The sequence below is a fragment of the Amphritea pacifica genome, assembly GCF_016924145.1.
GTDB classification, from domain to species: domain Bacteria; phylum Pseudomonadota; class Gammaproteobacteria; order Pseudomonadales; family Balneatricaceae; genus Amphritea; species Amphritea pacifica.
The window spans coordinates 1-13,400 of the sequence record NZ_JAFFZO010000001.1 but is presented as its reverse complement, the minus strand read 5'-3'; the positions used below and the strand labels follow the sequence as shown (position 1 = coordinate 13,400).

The 13,400-nt window shown below is 52.9% G+C and carries 12 protein-coding genes; 10 read left to right on the top strand and 2 right to left on the bottom strand.

The genetic code is table 11. From position 1 onward, the window contains the following. Positions 1 to 4: 4 nt before the first annotated feature. Positions 5 to 736, bottom strand: coding sequence for a hypothetical protein (locus JW499_RS00060; RefSeq protein WP_205208664.1), 732 nt, complete (start codon positions 734 to 736; stop codon positions 5 to 7). 65 nt (positions 737 to 801) lie between these two features. On the opposite strand from JW499_RS00060, the gene JW499_RS00055 reads away from it, so the two are divergent. The 6 genes from JW499_RS00055 to JW499_RS00030 all read left to right on the top strand — a co-directional run bounded on the left by JW499_RS00055 (position 802) and on the right by JW499_RS00030 (position 6,629). Continuing rightward, positions 802 to 1,155 carry a hypothetical protein gene (locus JW499_RS00055; protein ID WP_205208663.1) on the top strand — a complete coding sequence of 118 codons (354 nt, stop codon included), beginning with the start codon at positions 802 to 804 and terminating at the stop codon, positions 1,153 to 1,155. Positions 1,156 to 1,248: 93 nt separating this feature from the next. Next, a complete protein-coding gene (locus JW499_RS00050; RefSeq protein ID WP_205208662.1) occupies positions 1,249 to 2,589 on the top strand; it encodes a DUF3422 family protein in 1,341 nt (446 codons plus the stop codon). Between the two features lie 14 nt (positions 2,590 to 2,603). Beyond that, the gene (locus JW499_RS00045; RefSeq protein WP_205208661.1) at positions 2,604 to 2,921 is read left to right on the top strand and encodes a BolA family protein; all 318 of its coding nucleotides are present in this window, start codon (positions 2,604 to 2,606) and stop codon (positions 2,919 to 2,921) included. Between the two features lie 168 nt (positions 2,922 to 3,089). Continuing rightward, complete coding sequence (locus tag JW499_RS00040; RefSeq protein ID WP_205208660.1) at positions 3,090 to 4,874, top strand: ABC transporter ATP-binding protein; 1,785 nt, start codon at positions 3,090 to 3,092, stop codon at positions 4,872 to 4,874. 31 nt (positions 4,875 to 4,905) lie between these two features. Further along, the gene (locus JW499_RS00035) at positions 4,906 to 6,030 is read left to right on the top strand and encodes a phospholipase D-like domain-containing protein (protein WP_205208659.1); all 1,125 of its coding nucleotides are present in this window, start codon (positions 4,906 to 4,908) and stop codon (positions 6,028 to 6,030) included. A gap of 137 nt (positions 6,031 to 6,167) precedes the next feature. Next, positions 6,168 to 6,629 (top strand): outer membrane lipoprotein, encoded by a 462-nt coding sequence (locus JW499_RS00030; protein WP_091357101.1) that lies wholly within the window; start codon positions 6,168 to 6,170, stop codon positions 6,627 to 6,629. Between the two features lie 101 nt (positions 6,630 to 6,730). Here the strand turns inward: JW499_RS00030 and JW499_RS00025 are convergent, their stop codons facing one another. Continuing rightward, a complete protein-coding gene (locus tag JW499_RS00025) occupies positions 6,731 to 7,324 on the bottom strand; it encodes a UPF0149 family protein (protein ID WP_091357104.1) in 594 nt (197 codons plus the stop codon). A 128-nt stretch (positions 7,325 to 7,452) separates the two neighbouring features. Here JW499_RS00025 and recQ point away from each other — a divergent pair, with 128 nt between their 5' ends. The 4 genes from recQ to JW499_RS00005 all read left to right on the top strand — a co-directional run. Beyond that, positions 7,453 to 9,594, top strand: coding sequence for a DNA helicase RecQ (recQ, locus tag JW499_RS00020; RefSeq protein ID WP_205208817.1), 2,142 nt, complete (start codon positions 7,453 to 7,455; stop codon positions 9,592 to 9,594). A 5-nt stretch (positions 9,595 to 9,599) separates the two neighbouring features. Beyond that, positions 9,600 to 10,019: a YqaA family protein gene (locus tag JW499_RS00015; protein ID WP_205208658.1), complete on the top strand. Its 420-nt coding sequence runs from the start codon at positions 9,600 to 9,602 to the stop codon at positions 10,017 to 10,019. An 84-nt stretch (positions 10,020 to 10,103) separates the two neighbouring features. Continuing rightward, positions 10,104 to 10,889: a hypothetical protein gene (locus JW499_RS00010; RefSeq protein WP_205208657.1), complete on the top strand. Its 786-nt coding sequence runs from the start codon at positions 10,104 to 10,106 to the stop codon at positions 10,887 to 10,889. Between the two features lie 476 nt (positions 10,890 to 11,365). After that, on the top strand, positions 11,366 to 13,400 hold a 2,035-nt coding region (locus JW499_RS00005; protein ID WP_205208656.1), incomplete at its 3' end, for a retention module-containing protein.

The following is a 13,400-nucleotide window of genomic DNA, read 5'->3' as shown; positions in this document are numbered from 1 at the left end:
TGCATCAGGCTGAGCTGGTCCAGCGGGTTCCCCGTTGGGCCAGTTTTGGTTTTGGGGGGCTGAAATCCGGCTCAAAGCTGCACATGGGGACATCCTGACGCATAATAATTAACCGGCCAGGGTTATTTGGGTGTGGCCGAACCTGCCACAGCTCCGGCTGATTTATGATGCCTACCAGGAGCTCCTGAGCTTCAGGTGCGGGTATCCCTTTATACTCCACCATAAACTGATCATTGTCAGGCAGCGCCAGTTGCTCTGAGCGCAGATCCCGGAACTGCTGGTTTGCCAGCAGTCGTGACAGGTGTTGTAGCGTCCAGAGAGGGGGGGCTTCAGTCAGGGGGATCAGACGGCCAAGGTTTCCCGGTGAGATGATTGAGCGGTCTTTAGAGAAAAACTTGCGTACCGTGAGGTCGGTATGTGCCTTAAGCAGCGAGTTATCACGGACATTGCCATCGAAATTAATCTCTGCCAGACCGTCTATCATCATCTGCAGATTGAAATCGCAGGCCTGAATAAACTTCCAGGCAGGTTTCAGTGAACTGCGGGACCCCAGGCTGTATTTGACCGCCTGTTTTCCATGACGGGTATTGTTGTCCAGTACCGTAATCATCAGATAGGTCGTCTGGAAATCCACCATAGCTTCCGGACTCTCAGTAAAGCACGAGGACACCTCTCGCTTACAGAAATCAAGCCAGGCTTGTTTGGTGTTCAGGTGGGGTAGGCAGCGGATATTCATTCACATCTCTGGGGCTGAGGTTATAATGCTGGCCACTAGTTTAGCTGAAGTCGGGAGAAGCCTCTATGAAACTGATCAACCGTTCCGGATTTGCTGTTCTGCCGCGTCAGCCGTTTGTTGACTGGGCCAGTCAGCAGCTGGATGAGCTGAATCAGCCGATGTCATTGGACGAGCATCGCGCTGAAGGCAGTGTATATCTGACCGAAGAGTTTCACAGCGAAACCGATGTGTCGCAGCAGTTGGCGCTGCACTATGAAAACATATTTGCCAATGAGCTGGCCGCCTGGGAAGAGTTTGGTGATCACTGGCCGCAGAACAGAACGCTGGAACTGTTTCTGCAGTGGTTTGATGTGACCCCCCAGGTGTTGGCGGTTGATCTGTTGCAGGCGCCGTTGATGCTGGCTCCTTTGGAGGATTGACAGGGCTCTTTTGTAGCGGGTATTCAGGAGAGTTGCTTTAGGCCGTGGGTTTCGCTAACAATAGCGGTTTGTTAATAGAAATCAGGAAGTTTGATGTCTGTCTCTGCCAATCTTCAGCTTGAAATGCACCCCCTGAGAGAGTCTCTCTACGAAGAGATGCACTCGAGACCGTTTCAGGTTATCCCCAGTCCCGCCCGGATTTCGCATCTCTCTGTGGTGTGCAGCGAAGACCAGAAAGCTGAACAGTTCAGTCACCTGCAGCAGTTGTGTGAGTTGCTCGGCGGCGATATTCCTGAGCAGGATACGCCCTGTTTTCAGCAGCGTTTTGGCGAACTGAAGGTTCGCCGTGAAAAGCATATGGAGTTTGTATCCTATACCTTTATCTGGTTGGGCGGCAGCCACCTGCAGCCCTTCGCACAAACCGGCATCAGTCAGTTGCCTGAAGGCTGGCTGGAGGGGATCTGCGGTGAAGTTGTCGCAGCGTTTCATATGTCGGTAGAAGATGTCCGCACGATAGGCGAACCCACCATACCCGAGGTGAAAAGTCATTTTGACGAGATGCGTCTGGTGGGGAGTCAGCCTTCGCAGGGAGCGGCGCAGGTGTGGACCAGTTACCGCTTGCACAGTGATGGCTTCGGTCGTTTCCTGATCTATAACCGGGAGATGAGTGACAGTCAGCTGGGACGTCTGATTCAGCGGCTTCTGGAGATTGAATCCTACCGGCTGATGACACTGATGGGGCTACCGATGGCGCGTTCAATCAGCCCTGAGCTACAGCAGATGGATCAGCAGCTGGCTGAGCTGACCCAGATACTCTCCAGTGAACAGTATGATGACACCCGTTGTCGCGATGAGCGGCAGCTGTTAAGCCGGTTAACCCATCTGGCTTCCCGGGTTGAGGCGTATCGCGCCAGTTCTACGTTCCGCTTTAATGCGACCAATGCCTATCAGGACCTGGTGATGCAGCGGCTGGCTGACCTGCGGGAGGATGAGGTGTCTGGTCACCTGACATTACAGGAGTTTATCACCCGGCGAATGATTCCTGCGGTGCGCACCTGCAAGGCGATTGCGGGGCGGCTGGAGGATCTGTCCCGCAGAATCGACCGGGTCAGCGATATGCTGCGCACGCAGGTCGAGCTGTCGATTCAGGGGCAGAATCAGGAGTTGCTCAGCTCAATGGACCGGCGTTCGCAGATTCAGCTGATGATGCAGCATACGGTTGAAGGCCTTTCTGTCGCAGCGATCAGCTATTACACCATCGGTCTGGTAAAGATTTTCATCGGCGTGCTGTATGATCAGGGTTTGCATATCAATAAGAGTCTGTCGTTGGGGATTGCGATGCCGCTGGTGATTATTGCGGTGGCGTTGATCACCCGGCGAATTCACTCAAAATTCAGTAAACTGGCTGCCGATTCGGCGGACATAAAACAGTAAAACAGGTCAATGATATGAGTATTGCAACTGAGATCGAGCAGCGTCTGGCGCAGGCGCTGGTTTTGCAGCATCTGGTGATTGAAAATGAAAGCCATATGCATAGTGGGCCGGCAACGGAAAGTCATTTTAAGCTGGCAGTGGTGACCGATGATTTTGTCGGTAAGCGACCGGTTGCCCGTCATCAGATGATCTATGGTGCGCTTTCAGAACTGATGAACAATCCGATCCATGCGCTGGCGCTGCATCTGTATACTGTGCAGGAGTGGCAGCAACAGAATGGAGAGATTCCTCAGTCGCCCAACTGTATGGGCGGCTCCAAGGGGGATCATTGACCGGGTGGGTTCATCTTTTCGCACTGTGAGTCGCATAAAGCAGATACTAAAGACCGCATGAGCGGTTTTTTTATTCCATCACCAGACGCAGACGTCTGAATCTGGCTAAACTTCGTAAATATACCGATGAATTAAACCGTTACACTATCAGGGAGCAGGCCGCTCGTTATGGATCAGTCTCATTATAGCTGGCGCTATATCTTCAGTGTCGCTCTGGAATACCGGCCACTGTTAATCAAGGCAAATCTGATCGCTCTGCTGGCGACCTGTGCCAGCGTACCGTTGCCATTGCTGATGCCGATGCTGGTTGATGAGGTGCTGCTGAACCAGCCCGAGACGCTGGTCAGTTGGTGTAACGCTGTTTTCCCGCCGGGCTGGCAGGGGCCGGTGCTCTATATTACAGCGGTACTGCTACTGACTGTTCTATTGAGGGTTGCCGCACTGGTGTTCAATGTCTGGCAGGGGCGGCAGTTCTCTATTATCTCTAAAGAGGTGATCTTCCGTATACGCGCTGGATTGCTGCAGCGGCTGAAGCGGATCTCTATGGCGGAGTATGAAGCCCTTGGTAGTGGCTCAGTCAGCTCCCATTTTATTACTGATCTGGACACCGTAGACCGGTTTGTGGGGGCCTCAGTCAGTCGCCTGCTGATCGCGCTGCTGACAATTATTGGCACGGCGGTGGTGCTGATCTGGATGAACTGGCAACTGGCGCTGTTTATCCTGCTGCTTAACCCTCTGGTGGTGTGGCTGACGATGACGATCGGTAAGCAGGTTAAGGAGTTAAAAAAACAGGAAAACCGTGCCTATGAGCGGTTTCAGGGAGGGCTTACCGAAGTGCTCGAGGCGATCTATCAGATCCGTGCGGCTAACCGGGAAAACCACTACCTTCAGGGGCTGGTCGGGGATGCCCGCTCTCTCAGAGATCATGCCACCCGGTTTGAGTGGCGCAGCGAGGCTGCTAACCGTTTCAGCTTTATGGTGTTTCTGGTTGGTTTTGATATGTTTCGGGCACTATCGATGGGGATGGTGGTGTTTTCCGATCTCAGTATCGGACAGATGATGGCGGTATTTGGCTACCTCTGGTTTATGATGGGGCCAGTGCAGGAGGTGCTGGGAATACAGTATGCGTTTTATGGTGCGAAAGCTGCATTGCAGCGAATCAATCGTCTGGCTGAGCTGGATGAGGAGCCTGACTACCCACATCTGCATGACCCTTTTACCGGTCGTACTTCGGTGGCGATTGAACTCAGGGATATTCATTTCAGCTATATTGACGGGCAGGAGATACTCCGGGGGTTGTCGCTGACAATCGATGCCGGTCAGAAGATTGCGCTGGTGGGGGCCAGTGGCGGCGGTAAGTCTACTCTGGTGCAGGTGTTGCTTGGGCTGTATCAGGCTCAACAGGGGCAGGTACTGTTTGCTGGTGTACCGGTCGAACAGATCGGTCTGGATCGGGTGCGGGAGAATGTCGCGACGGTGTTGCAGCATCCGGCGCTGTTTAACGATTCGGTGCGGGGAAATCTTACCCTGGGGCGGACCTATACCGATCAGCAGCTCTGGAAGGCGTTAGAGGTGGCACAACTGGCCCCCTTTGTTGAGCAGTTGGAGAGTGGGCTCGATACAGTGGTGGGGCGTCAGGGGGTGCGGTTATCAGGAGGGCAGCGGCAACGGCTGGCTATCGCCAGGATGGTGCTGACCGATCCGAAAGTGGTTGTTCTCGATGAGGCAACCTCAGCCCTGGATGCAGAGACGGAATACAATCTGCATCGCGATCTGGCGAGCTTTCTGCAGGGGCGTACCACCATTATTGTGGCTCACCGTCTGAGTGCGGTTAAGCAGGCAGATCATGTCTATGTGTTTGAAGATGGTCAGGTTGCAGAGCAGGGCGATCATGAGCAACTGCTGCAGCAGAACGGACTCTACGCGCGTCTCTACGGACAGCGACAGCACTGATATCACTAGCAATCAGGATAAAGGAGCGGGTATGACGGGCAGGTATCGCTGGTCAGGGGGGAATCAGGTAGAGCTGCTGGTAGAAGGCGCTCAGTTTATTCCCCGCATGCTGCAGGTGATCGAGGAGGCCCGCTACTCGCTGCTGCTGGAGTTTTATATGGTCAGCTCCGGTGAAGTTGCTGATCGCTTTATCAGTGCGCTGATCAGCGCAGCGCGGCGAGGTGTTAAGGTATGCTGGCTGATCGATGATTTTGGTGGACGAAAGTTCTCTCTGCAAGACAGTGCGAGACTTGAGCAGGCGGGTGTTCAGGTAAGGCGATATAACCCGATCAGCCTGTTTAAAATGGCAGCTAATCTGGCCAGAGATCACCGTAAGCTGTTGATTGCAGATCAGCAGACTGGTTTTATCGGAGGAACCGGTATCAGTGATGAATACCTGCGTGCAGAGCCCGTTAGTGGCACTCTTGCGTGGCATGATATTATGCTGCAGGTGCAGGGTGTGGTGGTTGCAGATATGGTGCAACTGTTTGCAAAACAATGGCTTAAGTCCGGTGGCGTGATGCCGCCAATCAGGCTGCCGGGCACGGCCCGCCCGGGTGAGGCGTTGGCGCGGGTGACTCAGGTTGAAGGCCTTAAGATACAGCAGATTAAGCGAAGCTTCGTGCACCATATGGATCGTGCAGAGGAACGTGTCTGGCTGGCAACCGCCTATTTTCTACCGGCTTTTTCAGTGCGCAGGAGTTTGCGTCGCGCAGCACGTCGGGGAGTTGATGTGCGCTTGATTGTGGCCGGTCCTGATACCGATCATCCCTGGGTTTATCATGCCTCGAAGCGTTATTATCGGCGGTTATTGCAATCCGGTGTGCGGATTTTTGAATATCAGCCCTCTTTTCTGCACGCCAAGCTCGGGTTGTGCGATAACTGGGTCTCTGCCGGCTCCTGTAATCTGGATCACTGGAATCTGCGCTGGAATCTGGAAGCCAATCTGGAAGTCGTGGAACCGAAACTGACCCAGGCTGTCGAACGGTTGCTTATCAGTGATATGAGTCGCAGTCATGAGATTTTATACGCTCAATGGCGCAGGCGACCCTGGTATCAGAAATTCAGGGAGGCCTGTTGGTCGCTGATCTGCCAGACGCTGTTAAAGATCCGTTAAGCTGAACTGTGGTAGGGTGACACGGGTTTGGCAGATATTTGAGCTACAGATCGGCATGCGGCAGAGCGTCGCTGCTCAGACAATCCATATCAGGTTATACTTAGCTTAACGATGACAACGGTTTTCAGGACTGATTTATGAACAAAGTTATTATGATTACTTTCGCAGCAGTCGTATTGCTGTTGCAGGGCTGTGCTTCTTCGCTGAGTGGCGATACCTATTCCCGCAGTGAGGCGCGTAAAGTTCAGAATGTTGAATATGCCTGGGTTGATGCAGTGAAGCCTGTGGTAATTGAAGGCCGGACTGATAGCCCGCTGGGCGCGGGTGCCGGCGCAATTGTCGGTGGTATTGCTGGCAGCACTGTCGGGGGCGGTAAGGGTAGCAGTATCGCCTCTGTTGTGGGGGCTGTCGCTGGCGGTATTGTGGGGCAGAAAATCGAGGAAAACTCAACCCGTAAGCAGGGCCAGGAGGTCACGGTTACCCTTGAAAGTGGCAGGACAATCTCGGTCGTTCAGGAGGTCGATAGTGATGGCTTTTTCCAGCCAGGCGAAAGAGTCAGGGTGTTGCGTCAGGGGTCAACGGCACGCATTGTACGCTAGCGTAATGGCGTTCTCCGTGCTCAGTTGATGTTGTGTAGCAAGATAAAAAAAGCCCGCTGCTGATCAGTGGGCTTTTTCTTAGTCAGATGACAGACCTGGGATTATTTTTTATCAGCGGGGGCGTGGAACAGCAGATAAAGATCGACCAGCAGGTCAGGGATGGTGCGGCACATCTCATCGCAGAGTTTGGTGTCTGCGCGCATTTTAACAAACTCTTCATCATCAAACAGTTCCGATGCAATCATGATCGGAAGCATCAGTTCAGCGACTTCCTCTTCAGCCTGGTGGTTAAACCATTCGTCCTCTTTAAGGAAAACAGCCTCCATAAAGGCCTGAGCCCAGCTGGTCAGAGCGCTTTGCTCTTCGTCGTCTTCTGTTTCCAGCGTCAGCTCGCATGGCAGCAGCATATCCTGATCGTTGTAGAGGTCGCTGCCAATGCTGAAGTATAGCCGGCGTAGCAATCCTTCAATGCGTGCTTTTTCGGTATCGCTGCTGTAGTCAGGCGCACCATCAAACAGTTCCTGAAGCCACTGTTTTTCGGTAATTTTAACCGGACTGATGTTCAGCGCACAGAAGTAACCATGGGTGCCGACCAGATCCAGCGCGTCTTCAGATACTGCATCTGAGAACATAAATGCTTCAAGCTCATCCAGTTCCTCATCAGTCAGGGGGGTATTCAGCATCGCATTTTGCATAGGTTCGGGTCCGGCTAAGAAAGTGTGAGCAGATTCTAACAGCGAAAAGCCTGAGATCGTAGTGTTAATCGTCCAGAATCGGATAAATCTGGATGACAGTCAGCCTTTCATCCCGGATAATGCCGACCATGATAGAACAGGCACGACATCTCCTAAAACAGATTTTTGGATACGACCAGTTTCGCGAACCGCAACAGGAGGTCATTAAGACACTGTTGAGCGGGGAGGATGCGCTGGTTGTTATGCCGACTGGCGGCGGGAAATCACTGTGTTATCAGTTGCCTGCACTTATCCGGCCCGGCGCGGCGGTGGTGGTCTCTCCGCTGATCGCGCTGATGCAGGATCAGGTGCAGGCGCTGTCCCAGTGGGGGATCGCTGCCGGTTATCTCAACTCGTCGATGGATTTTGCCATGGCGCAGGAGGTTGAGCATCAGTTGCGCAGCGGGGAGCTCGATCTGCTCTATGTGGCCCCTGAGCGGTTGCTGCAACCGCGTACGCTGAAAATGTTGTCGGAGTGTCAACTGGCGCTGTTTGCTATCGATGAAGCACACTGCGTTTCACAGTGGGGGCATGATTTCCGACCCGAGTACCTTCAACTCAGCTACCTGCAGGACTGTTTTCCAGGGGTCCCGAGAATCGCGCTGACGGCAACTGCAGATGAGCGCACCCGGGAGGAGATCTGTGAGCGCCTCGGGTTGCAGAATGCACGAAAATTTATTCAGGGTTTTGACCGGCCCAATATCCGCTATCGAATTGGTCAGAAGCATCGTGCCAAAGAGCAGTTGCTGAAGTTTCTTAAAGCAGAGCATGCCAGTGATTCAGGCATTGTCTACTGTCTTTCGCGCAAAAAAGTGGAAGACACCGCGCAGTGGCTGCAGGAGCAGGGGTTTAATGCGCTTCCTTATCACGCAGGTCTGCATGCCGAGTTGCGACGACATAATCAGCACCGTTTTCTGACGGAAGAGAATATTCTGATGGTCGCAACGGTGGCTTTCGGTATGGGTATTGATAAGCCCAATGTACGTTTTGTCGCCCATCTTGATCTGCCCAAAAGTGTCGAGGCCTATTATCAGGAAACCGGTCGTGCTGGTCGTGACGGTCTGCCGGCCGACGCCTGGATGGTCTATGGGCTGCAGGATGTCATCTTCCTGCGGCAGATGCTGGAAAGCTCGCAGGCCGATGATCTGCACAAAAGTATTGAACGACAAAAACTTGAAGCGATGCTGGGGCTGTGTGAGATTACCAGCTGCCGGCGTCAGTCCCTGCTGACCTATTTTGGAGAGTCTCAGCCTGAACCCTGTGGTAACTGTGATACCTGTCTTGAGCCGGTGCCTGTCTGGGATGCAACGGAAGCGGCCCGTAAAGCGCTGTCGGCGGTCTATCGTTGTGGTCAGCGGTTTGGCGTAAACCATATAATTGAAGTGTTGCTGGGTAAATCCAGCGAGCGGGTGCTGGAGTTAAAACACCATACGCTGAGTACATTCGGTATCGGTAAAGAGCTGGATCGTAATCAGTGGCGCTCAGTCTTCCGGCAACTGGTTGCCCGGGGATATCTGAGTGTAGCGGCTAACAGCCATGGTGTGCTCTATCTGACAGATAGCTGCCGGCCTTTGCTGAAAGGTGAGCTGCCGATTGAGATGCGTCAGGATAAACGCAAACAGGAGTCGTTCCGTAAACGAAATGACCCGCAGCAGAAGCTTGATGCTGAAGACTATGGCTTGTGGAACCGGCTTAAAGGTCTGCGTATGGCGCTATCAAAAGAGCAGGATGTGCCACCCTATGTTATTTTTCATGATGCAACCCTGATGGAGATGGTGATGTATCGGCCATTGACTCATCAGCAGATGGGCAGGCTAAACGGAATCGGTGAGCGTAAGCTGGCGCTTTATGGCGATGCGTTTCTCGAACTGATCAGAGAGTACCAGTCTGAACAGCAGCAACCGCAAAATAAAGATCTTCAGGTGCAGCAATCAGTCGCGCTCTATCGTTCAGGGATGACTGTAGCGCAGGTCGCCCGGCAGCAGCATCTGTCAGAAAATGTGATATACAATCATCTGGCGGATGGAATCGCCGTTGGCCAGTTGAGTCTGGCTGATGTGGTGACGCTGACGGGTGATCAGTTGCAACAGGTGCAGCAGGTTATGTGTGAATCTATGGTGTCCTGCGGGGTGGCGCTTAAACCTGTCTATGAGGCGCTGGATGGTTTGTATGAATACGGTGTTTTGCGCTGTATCCGTGCTGACATGGAGCGCATTGAGCAGGGCGGCTGATCATTATGGCAGATCTTGGGGTGTGGGGCTTGTTTGTCAGCAGCTTTATCTCTGCCACCCTGATGCCCGGTGGTTCTGAGGTATTACTGGGCTATCTGCTGACTCAGCCTGACTCTCAGCCCCAGACGTTATTGCTGGCAGCCAGTGTGGGTAATAGTCTGGGCGGTATAGTGACTTTTGCAATGGGGTGGTGGGTCGCGGTACGCTGGCCACTGCTTCAGCCGAAGAAAAGAGCCCGGCAGCGTGCTCTCAGGGTTATACAAAGCGTTGGCCCTACAGCGTTGCTGTTGTCCTGGCTGCCTGTTATCGGTGATCCTCTCTGTTTTGCCGCGGGCTGGTTCCGTTGTCACCTGTTACTGTCCCTTGTCCTCATCACTCTGGGTAAGACCCTGCGTTTTTTATTCATTGTTTTAGCTTTTAGCTGATATAGTTGCTGAGACCCTCGAGTAGTTCAGCGCTAAACAGAATCGTCGAAGGGTTGTCTGATCAGCATTGAGAATGGAGGAGCTATGCTGAGATTCTTCCGGTTTCGGTCGCTGCGGATAATCCTGTTGCTGGTTATCCTGTTTGTGGTCGCGATGAATACCTGGTTATCCAGCGCACGTATTCAGTCCTGGAACAGGCCTGTATGGGTGGTGCTTTATCCGATCAATGCCGATGGACGGACCGATACTCAGGCCTATATCAATGCCCTCAGTGCAGAACATTTCGATGATATTGAGCAATTTTTGCAGCGCGAAGCGGCCCGCTATCATGTCGGGCTGAGTCCTGTCGCGGAGTTCCATCTGGCGCCGGTACTGACGGCGCAGCCTCCTGAGGTAGAGATAGATGCCTCATTGTTTGAGCGGGTTTTCTGGAGTCTTCATATGCGCTGGTGGTCATGGCGTAACGATAACTGGAAAGGTCCGGAGCCTGATGTCAGAATTTATCTGCGATACTTTTCTCCCAGAGAGCATCTGCAGTTGTCCCACTCGCTGGGGTTGCAAAAGGGGATGATTGGTTTGGTGAATGGATTCGCCAGTGTTGATTACATGGGGACAAATAATTTTGTTATCGCCCATGAACTGATGCATACATTCGGCGCATCAGACAAATATAGCCTTGAAACTAACGAACCCGTCTTTCCGGATGGCTATGCTGATCCGCAGCAAAGTCCCTTGTTGCCGCAAACCCGGGCGGAGGTTATGGCGGGTCGGATAAAGGTCTCACCTGGATGGTTGTTGATGCCGAAAAATCTCAGTGATGTGGTGGTAGGTGCCTTAACGGCCAAAGAGATTGGCTGGCCATCATTGTAACTAGTGCATAGTGTTTTTGATCACCCTGTAGTCAAATCTGACAAATACCCATACTGGGTAGTAGGTGGTTAGATTCGTCTTCCAGAATAGTAATACACTCAGATGAGGCCCTGTAAATAATAGGGGTATTAATACGTAAATACCTTTGCTATCAATGCGTTGATAATCCGTATCCAAAAAGAGACAGTCTTTTGAAGTGTTTCTATTCATCAAAGAATGATTTTAAACGCAGATTTTGAACGTTATATTTCACCAATGTGGGTAGAAAATGATGATTCTATAGGTATTTACAGAGTATTCTATGTGATATTATCTGCAAAATTTTAAACAGTTAAAAAGAATTTATAGGCTTGGCGCTCAGAACATCTGAGAGTCTAAAGTGTAACTGATATGCAACATATTGGTCTTATTTTGGGTTTTGATAGCTTGGTTAGCTAAGCGTCTGAAATCGGAATAATATCGTCTGGGGGGATGTTATGGAAAATGTAGATGCCGCAAAAGGAACTGTTGTTCGAGTTTCTGGCGAAGTCGTTGTTGTGGATTCGAAAGGTGCAGAGCACACACTGAAGGCGGGTGAGCAGATTAATCCTGGTGACATGGTTATCGTGCGAGCCAATAGCGAGGCTGAGCTTGATCTGGGCAAATCTGCAACTGAAAAACTTCCTGCGGATACCGCGGCGGTCGTTCAGGTTGATCCTGAAACCGGTGAGATTTTGCTGGTGATTCAGTCCGTCGGTACTGAGAGTTTTGATGTGGCCGATATTCAGGAAGCTATTCTCGCTGGCCAGGACCCTACCCAAATTCTTGAAGAAACCGCTGCGGGTAATACACCCCCAACCCGTTCCGGCTTTTCTGATTTCCAGTCTGTTGAGCGTACTGCCGATGAGGTTATTGCTCACGCCGGCTTTGATACGCAGCCTGAAGATTGGCAGCGTGATCCCTATGTGGATAACGAAGCCGATTTTCCTGCTCCACCGTCCCGCTATAGTATTGCCGATGTGCAGGTCAGTGAAGGTGGTTTGATGACCTTTACCGTCACACGCACGGGTGGTACTCAGGCCGCGACAATTGATTTTGCTACCAGCATTGAAAGTGGCGATACAGCGGAAGTCGCTGACTTCACCGCCAACAGCGGTACCCTGACCTTTGCATCCGGTGTTACTTCCCAGACTTTCACCGTGCAGACTACTCAGGACGCTATCTTTGAAGGACCGGAAACCTTTACTGTCCGTCTGGATAATCCTACTAATGGTGGTGAAATTGAAGATGGTGTTGCTGTAGCAACGATTGTTGATGATGGCACAGGGCCTGTACCTCCCGGAGGTCCAGGCGCACCGGATGATGATACTACCAGCTTCAGTATTGGCGACGTAAGCGTTAGTGAGGGTGGCCTGATGACCTTTACTGTAACCCGTACCGGGGATGCTGAAGCGGATCAGAGCATCGACTTTGCCACCAGTATCAGTGGTACGGATACAGCCGAAGCCAATGACTTCACCGGCAACAGCGGTACGCTGACCTTTGCTCCGGGCGTGACCAGTCAGACCTTTACCGTACAGACTACGCAGGATTCGATCTATGAAGGTAGTGAGACCTTTACGGTTACTCTGGATAATAATTCAGTAGGCAGTACGATCAGTGATGCTACAGCCGTTGCAACGATAATTGATGATGGCTCAGGCCCCGGCCCATTCGGCCCGGGACCGGGTCCCGATAATGATACAACTAGTTTTGCCGTTGATGGTGTCAGCGTCAGTGAAGGCGGTCTGATGACCTTCACCGTGACCCGCACCGGCGATGCCGAAGCGGATCAGAGCGTCAACTTCAGCACCCTGATCGGTGCCGGCGACAGCGCCGAAGCGGCTGACTTCACCGCCAACAGCGGCACCCTGACCTTTGCGCAGGGCGAAGTGAGCAAGACCTTCACCGTGCAGACCACCCAGGATGCCCAGTACGAAGGCGGCGAGACCTTTACCGTACAACTGGATACGCCGACCAACGGTGCGACTATCTCCACCGCGACCGGCACCGGTACTATCCTCGATGACGGCACCGGCCCGGGTCCCTTCGACCCTGCCGGTCCGGGCACCCCGGATGATGACCGTACCGGCTTCAGCGTAGATGACGTGCAGATCAGTGAAGGCGGCTTAATGACCTTCACCGTGACCCGTACCGGCGATGCCGCAGCGGATCAGACCGTTGACTTCGCCACCAGCATTGGTGCGGGCGACAGCGCCGAAGCGGCGGACTTTATCGCCAACAGCGGCACACTGACCTTTGCGGCGGGCGTGACCAGCCAGACCTTTACCGTGCAGACCACTCAGGATGCCGTGTTCGAAGGCGATGAGACCTTCAGCGTCAACCTGAGCAACGCCACCAACGGCGGCCAGATCGCTGACGGTACCGGCGTGGGAACCATCGTCGATGACGGCACCGGCCCGGGTCCATTCAACCCAGGCCCCGGTCCGGATAACGACACCACCAGCTTCAGCATTGGCGACATGAGCGTCA

Excerpts from the sequence above, each read along its gene's own strand:
- JW499_RS00015 (WP_205208658.1), top strand. The coding sequence starts at position 9,600 with ATGGCAGATCTTGGGGTGTGGGGCTTGTTTGTCAGCAGCTTTATCTCT.
- JW499_RS00060 (WP_205208664.1), bottom strand. The coding sequence starts at position 736 with ATGAATATCCGCTGCCTACCCCACCTGAACACCAAACAAGCCTGGCTT.
- JW499_RS00050 (WP_205208662.1), top strand. The coding sequence starts at position 1,249 with ATGTCTGTCTCTGCCAATCTTCAGCTTGAAATGCACCCCCTGAGAGAG.
- recQ (WP_205208817.1), top strand. The coding sequence starts at position 7,453 with ATGATAGAACAGGCACGACATCTCCTAAAACAGATTTTTGGATACGAC.
- JW499_RS00040 (WP_205208660.1), top strand. The coding sequence starts at position 3,090 with ATGGATCAGTCTCATTATAGCTGGCGCTATATCTTCAGTGTCGCTCTG.
- JW499_RS00030 (WP_091357101.1), top strand. The coding sequence starts at position 6,168 with ATGAACAAAGTTATTATGATTACTTTCGCAGCAGTCGTATTGCTGTTG.
- JW499_RS00055 (WP_205208663.1), top strand. The coding sequence starts at position 802 with ATGAAACTGATCAACCGTTCCGGATTTGCTGTTCTGCCGCGTCAGCCG.
- JW499_RS00045 (WP_205208661.1), top strand. The coding sequence starts at position 2,604 with ATGAGTATTGCAACTGAGATCGAGCAGCGTCTGGCGCAGGCGCTGGTT.
- JW499_RS00035 (WP_205208659.1), top strand. The coding sequence starts at position 4,906 with ATGACGGGCAGGTATCGCTGGTCAGGGGGGAATCAGGTAGAGCTGCTG.
- JW499_RS00010 (WP_205208657.1), top strand. The coding sequence starts at position 10,104 with ATGCTGAGATTCTTCCGGTTTCGGTCGCTGCGGATAATCCTGTTGCTG.
- JW499_RS00025 (WP_091357104.1), bottom strand. The coding sequence starts at position 7,324 with ATGCAAAATGCGATGCTGAATACCCCCCTGACTGATGAGGAACTGGAT.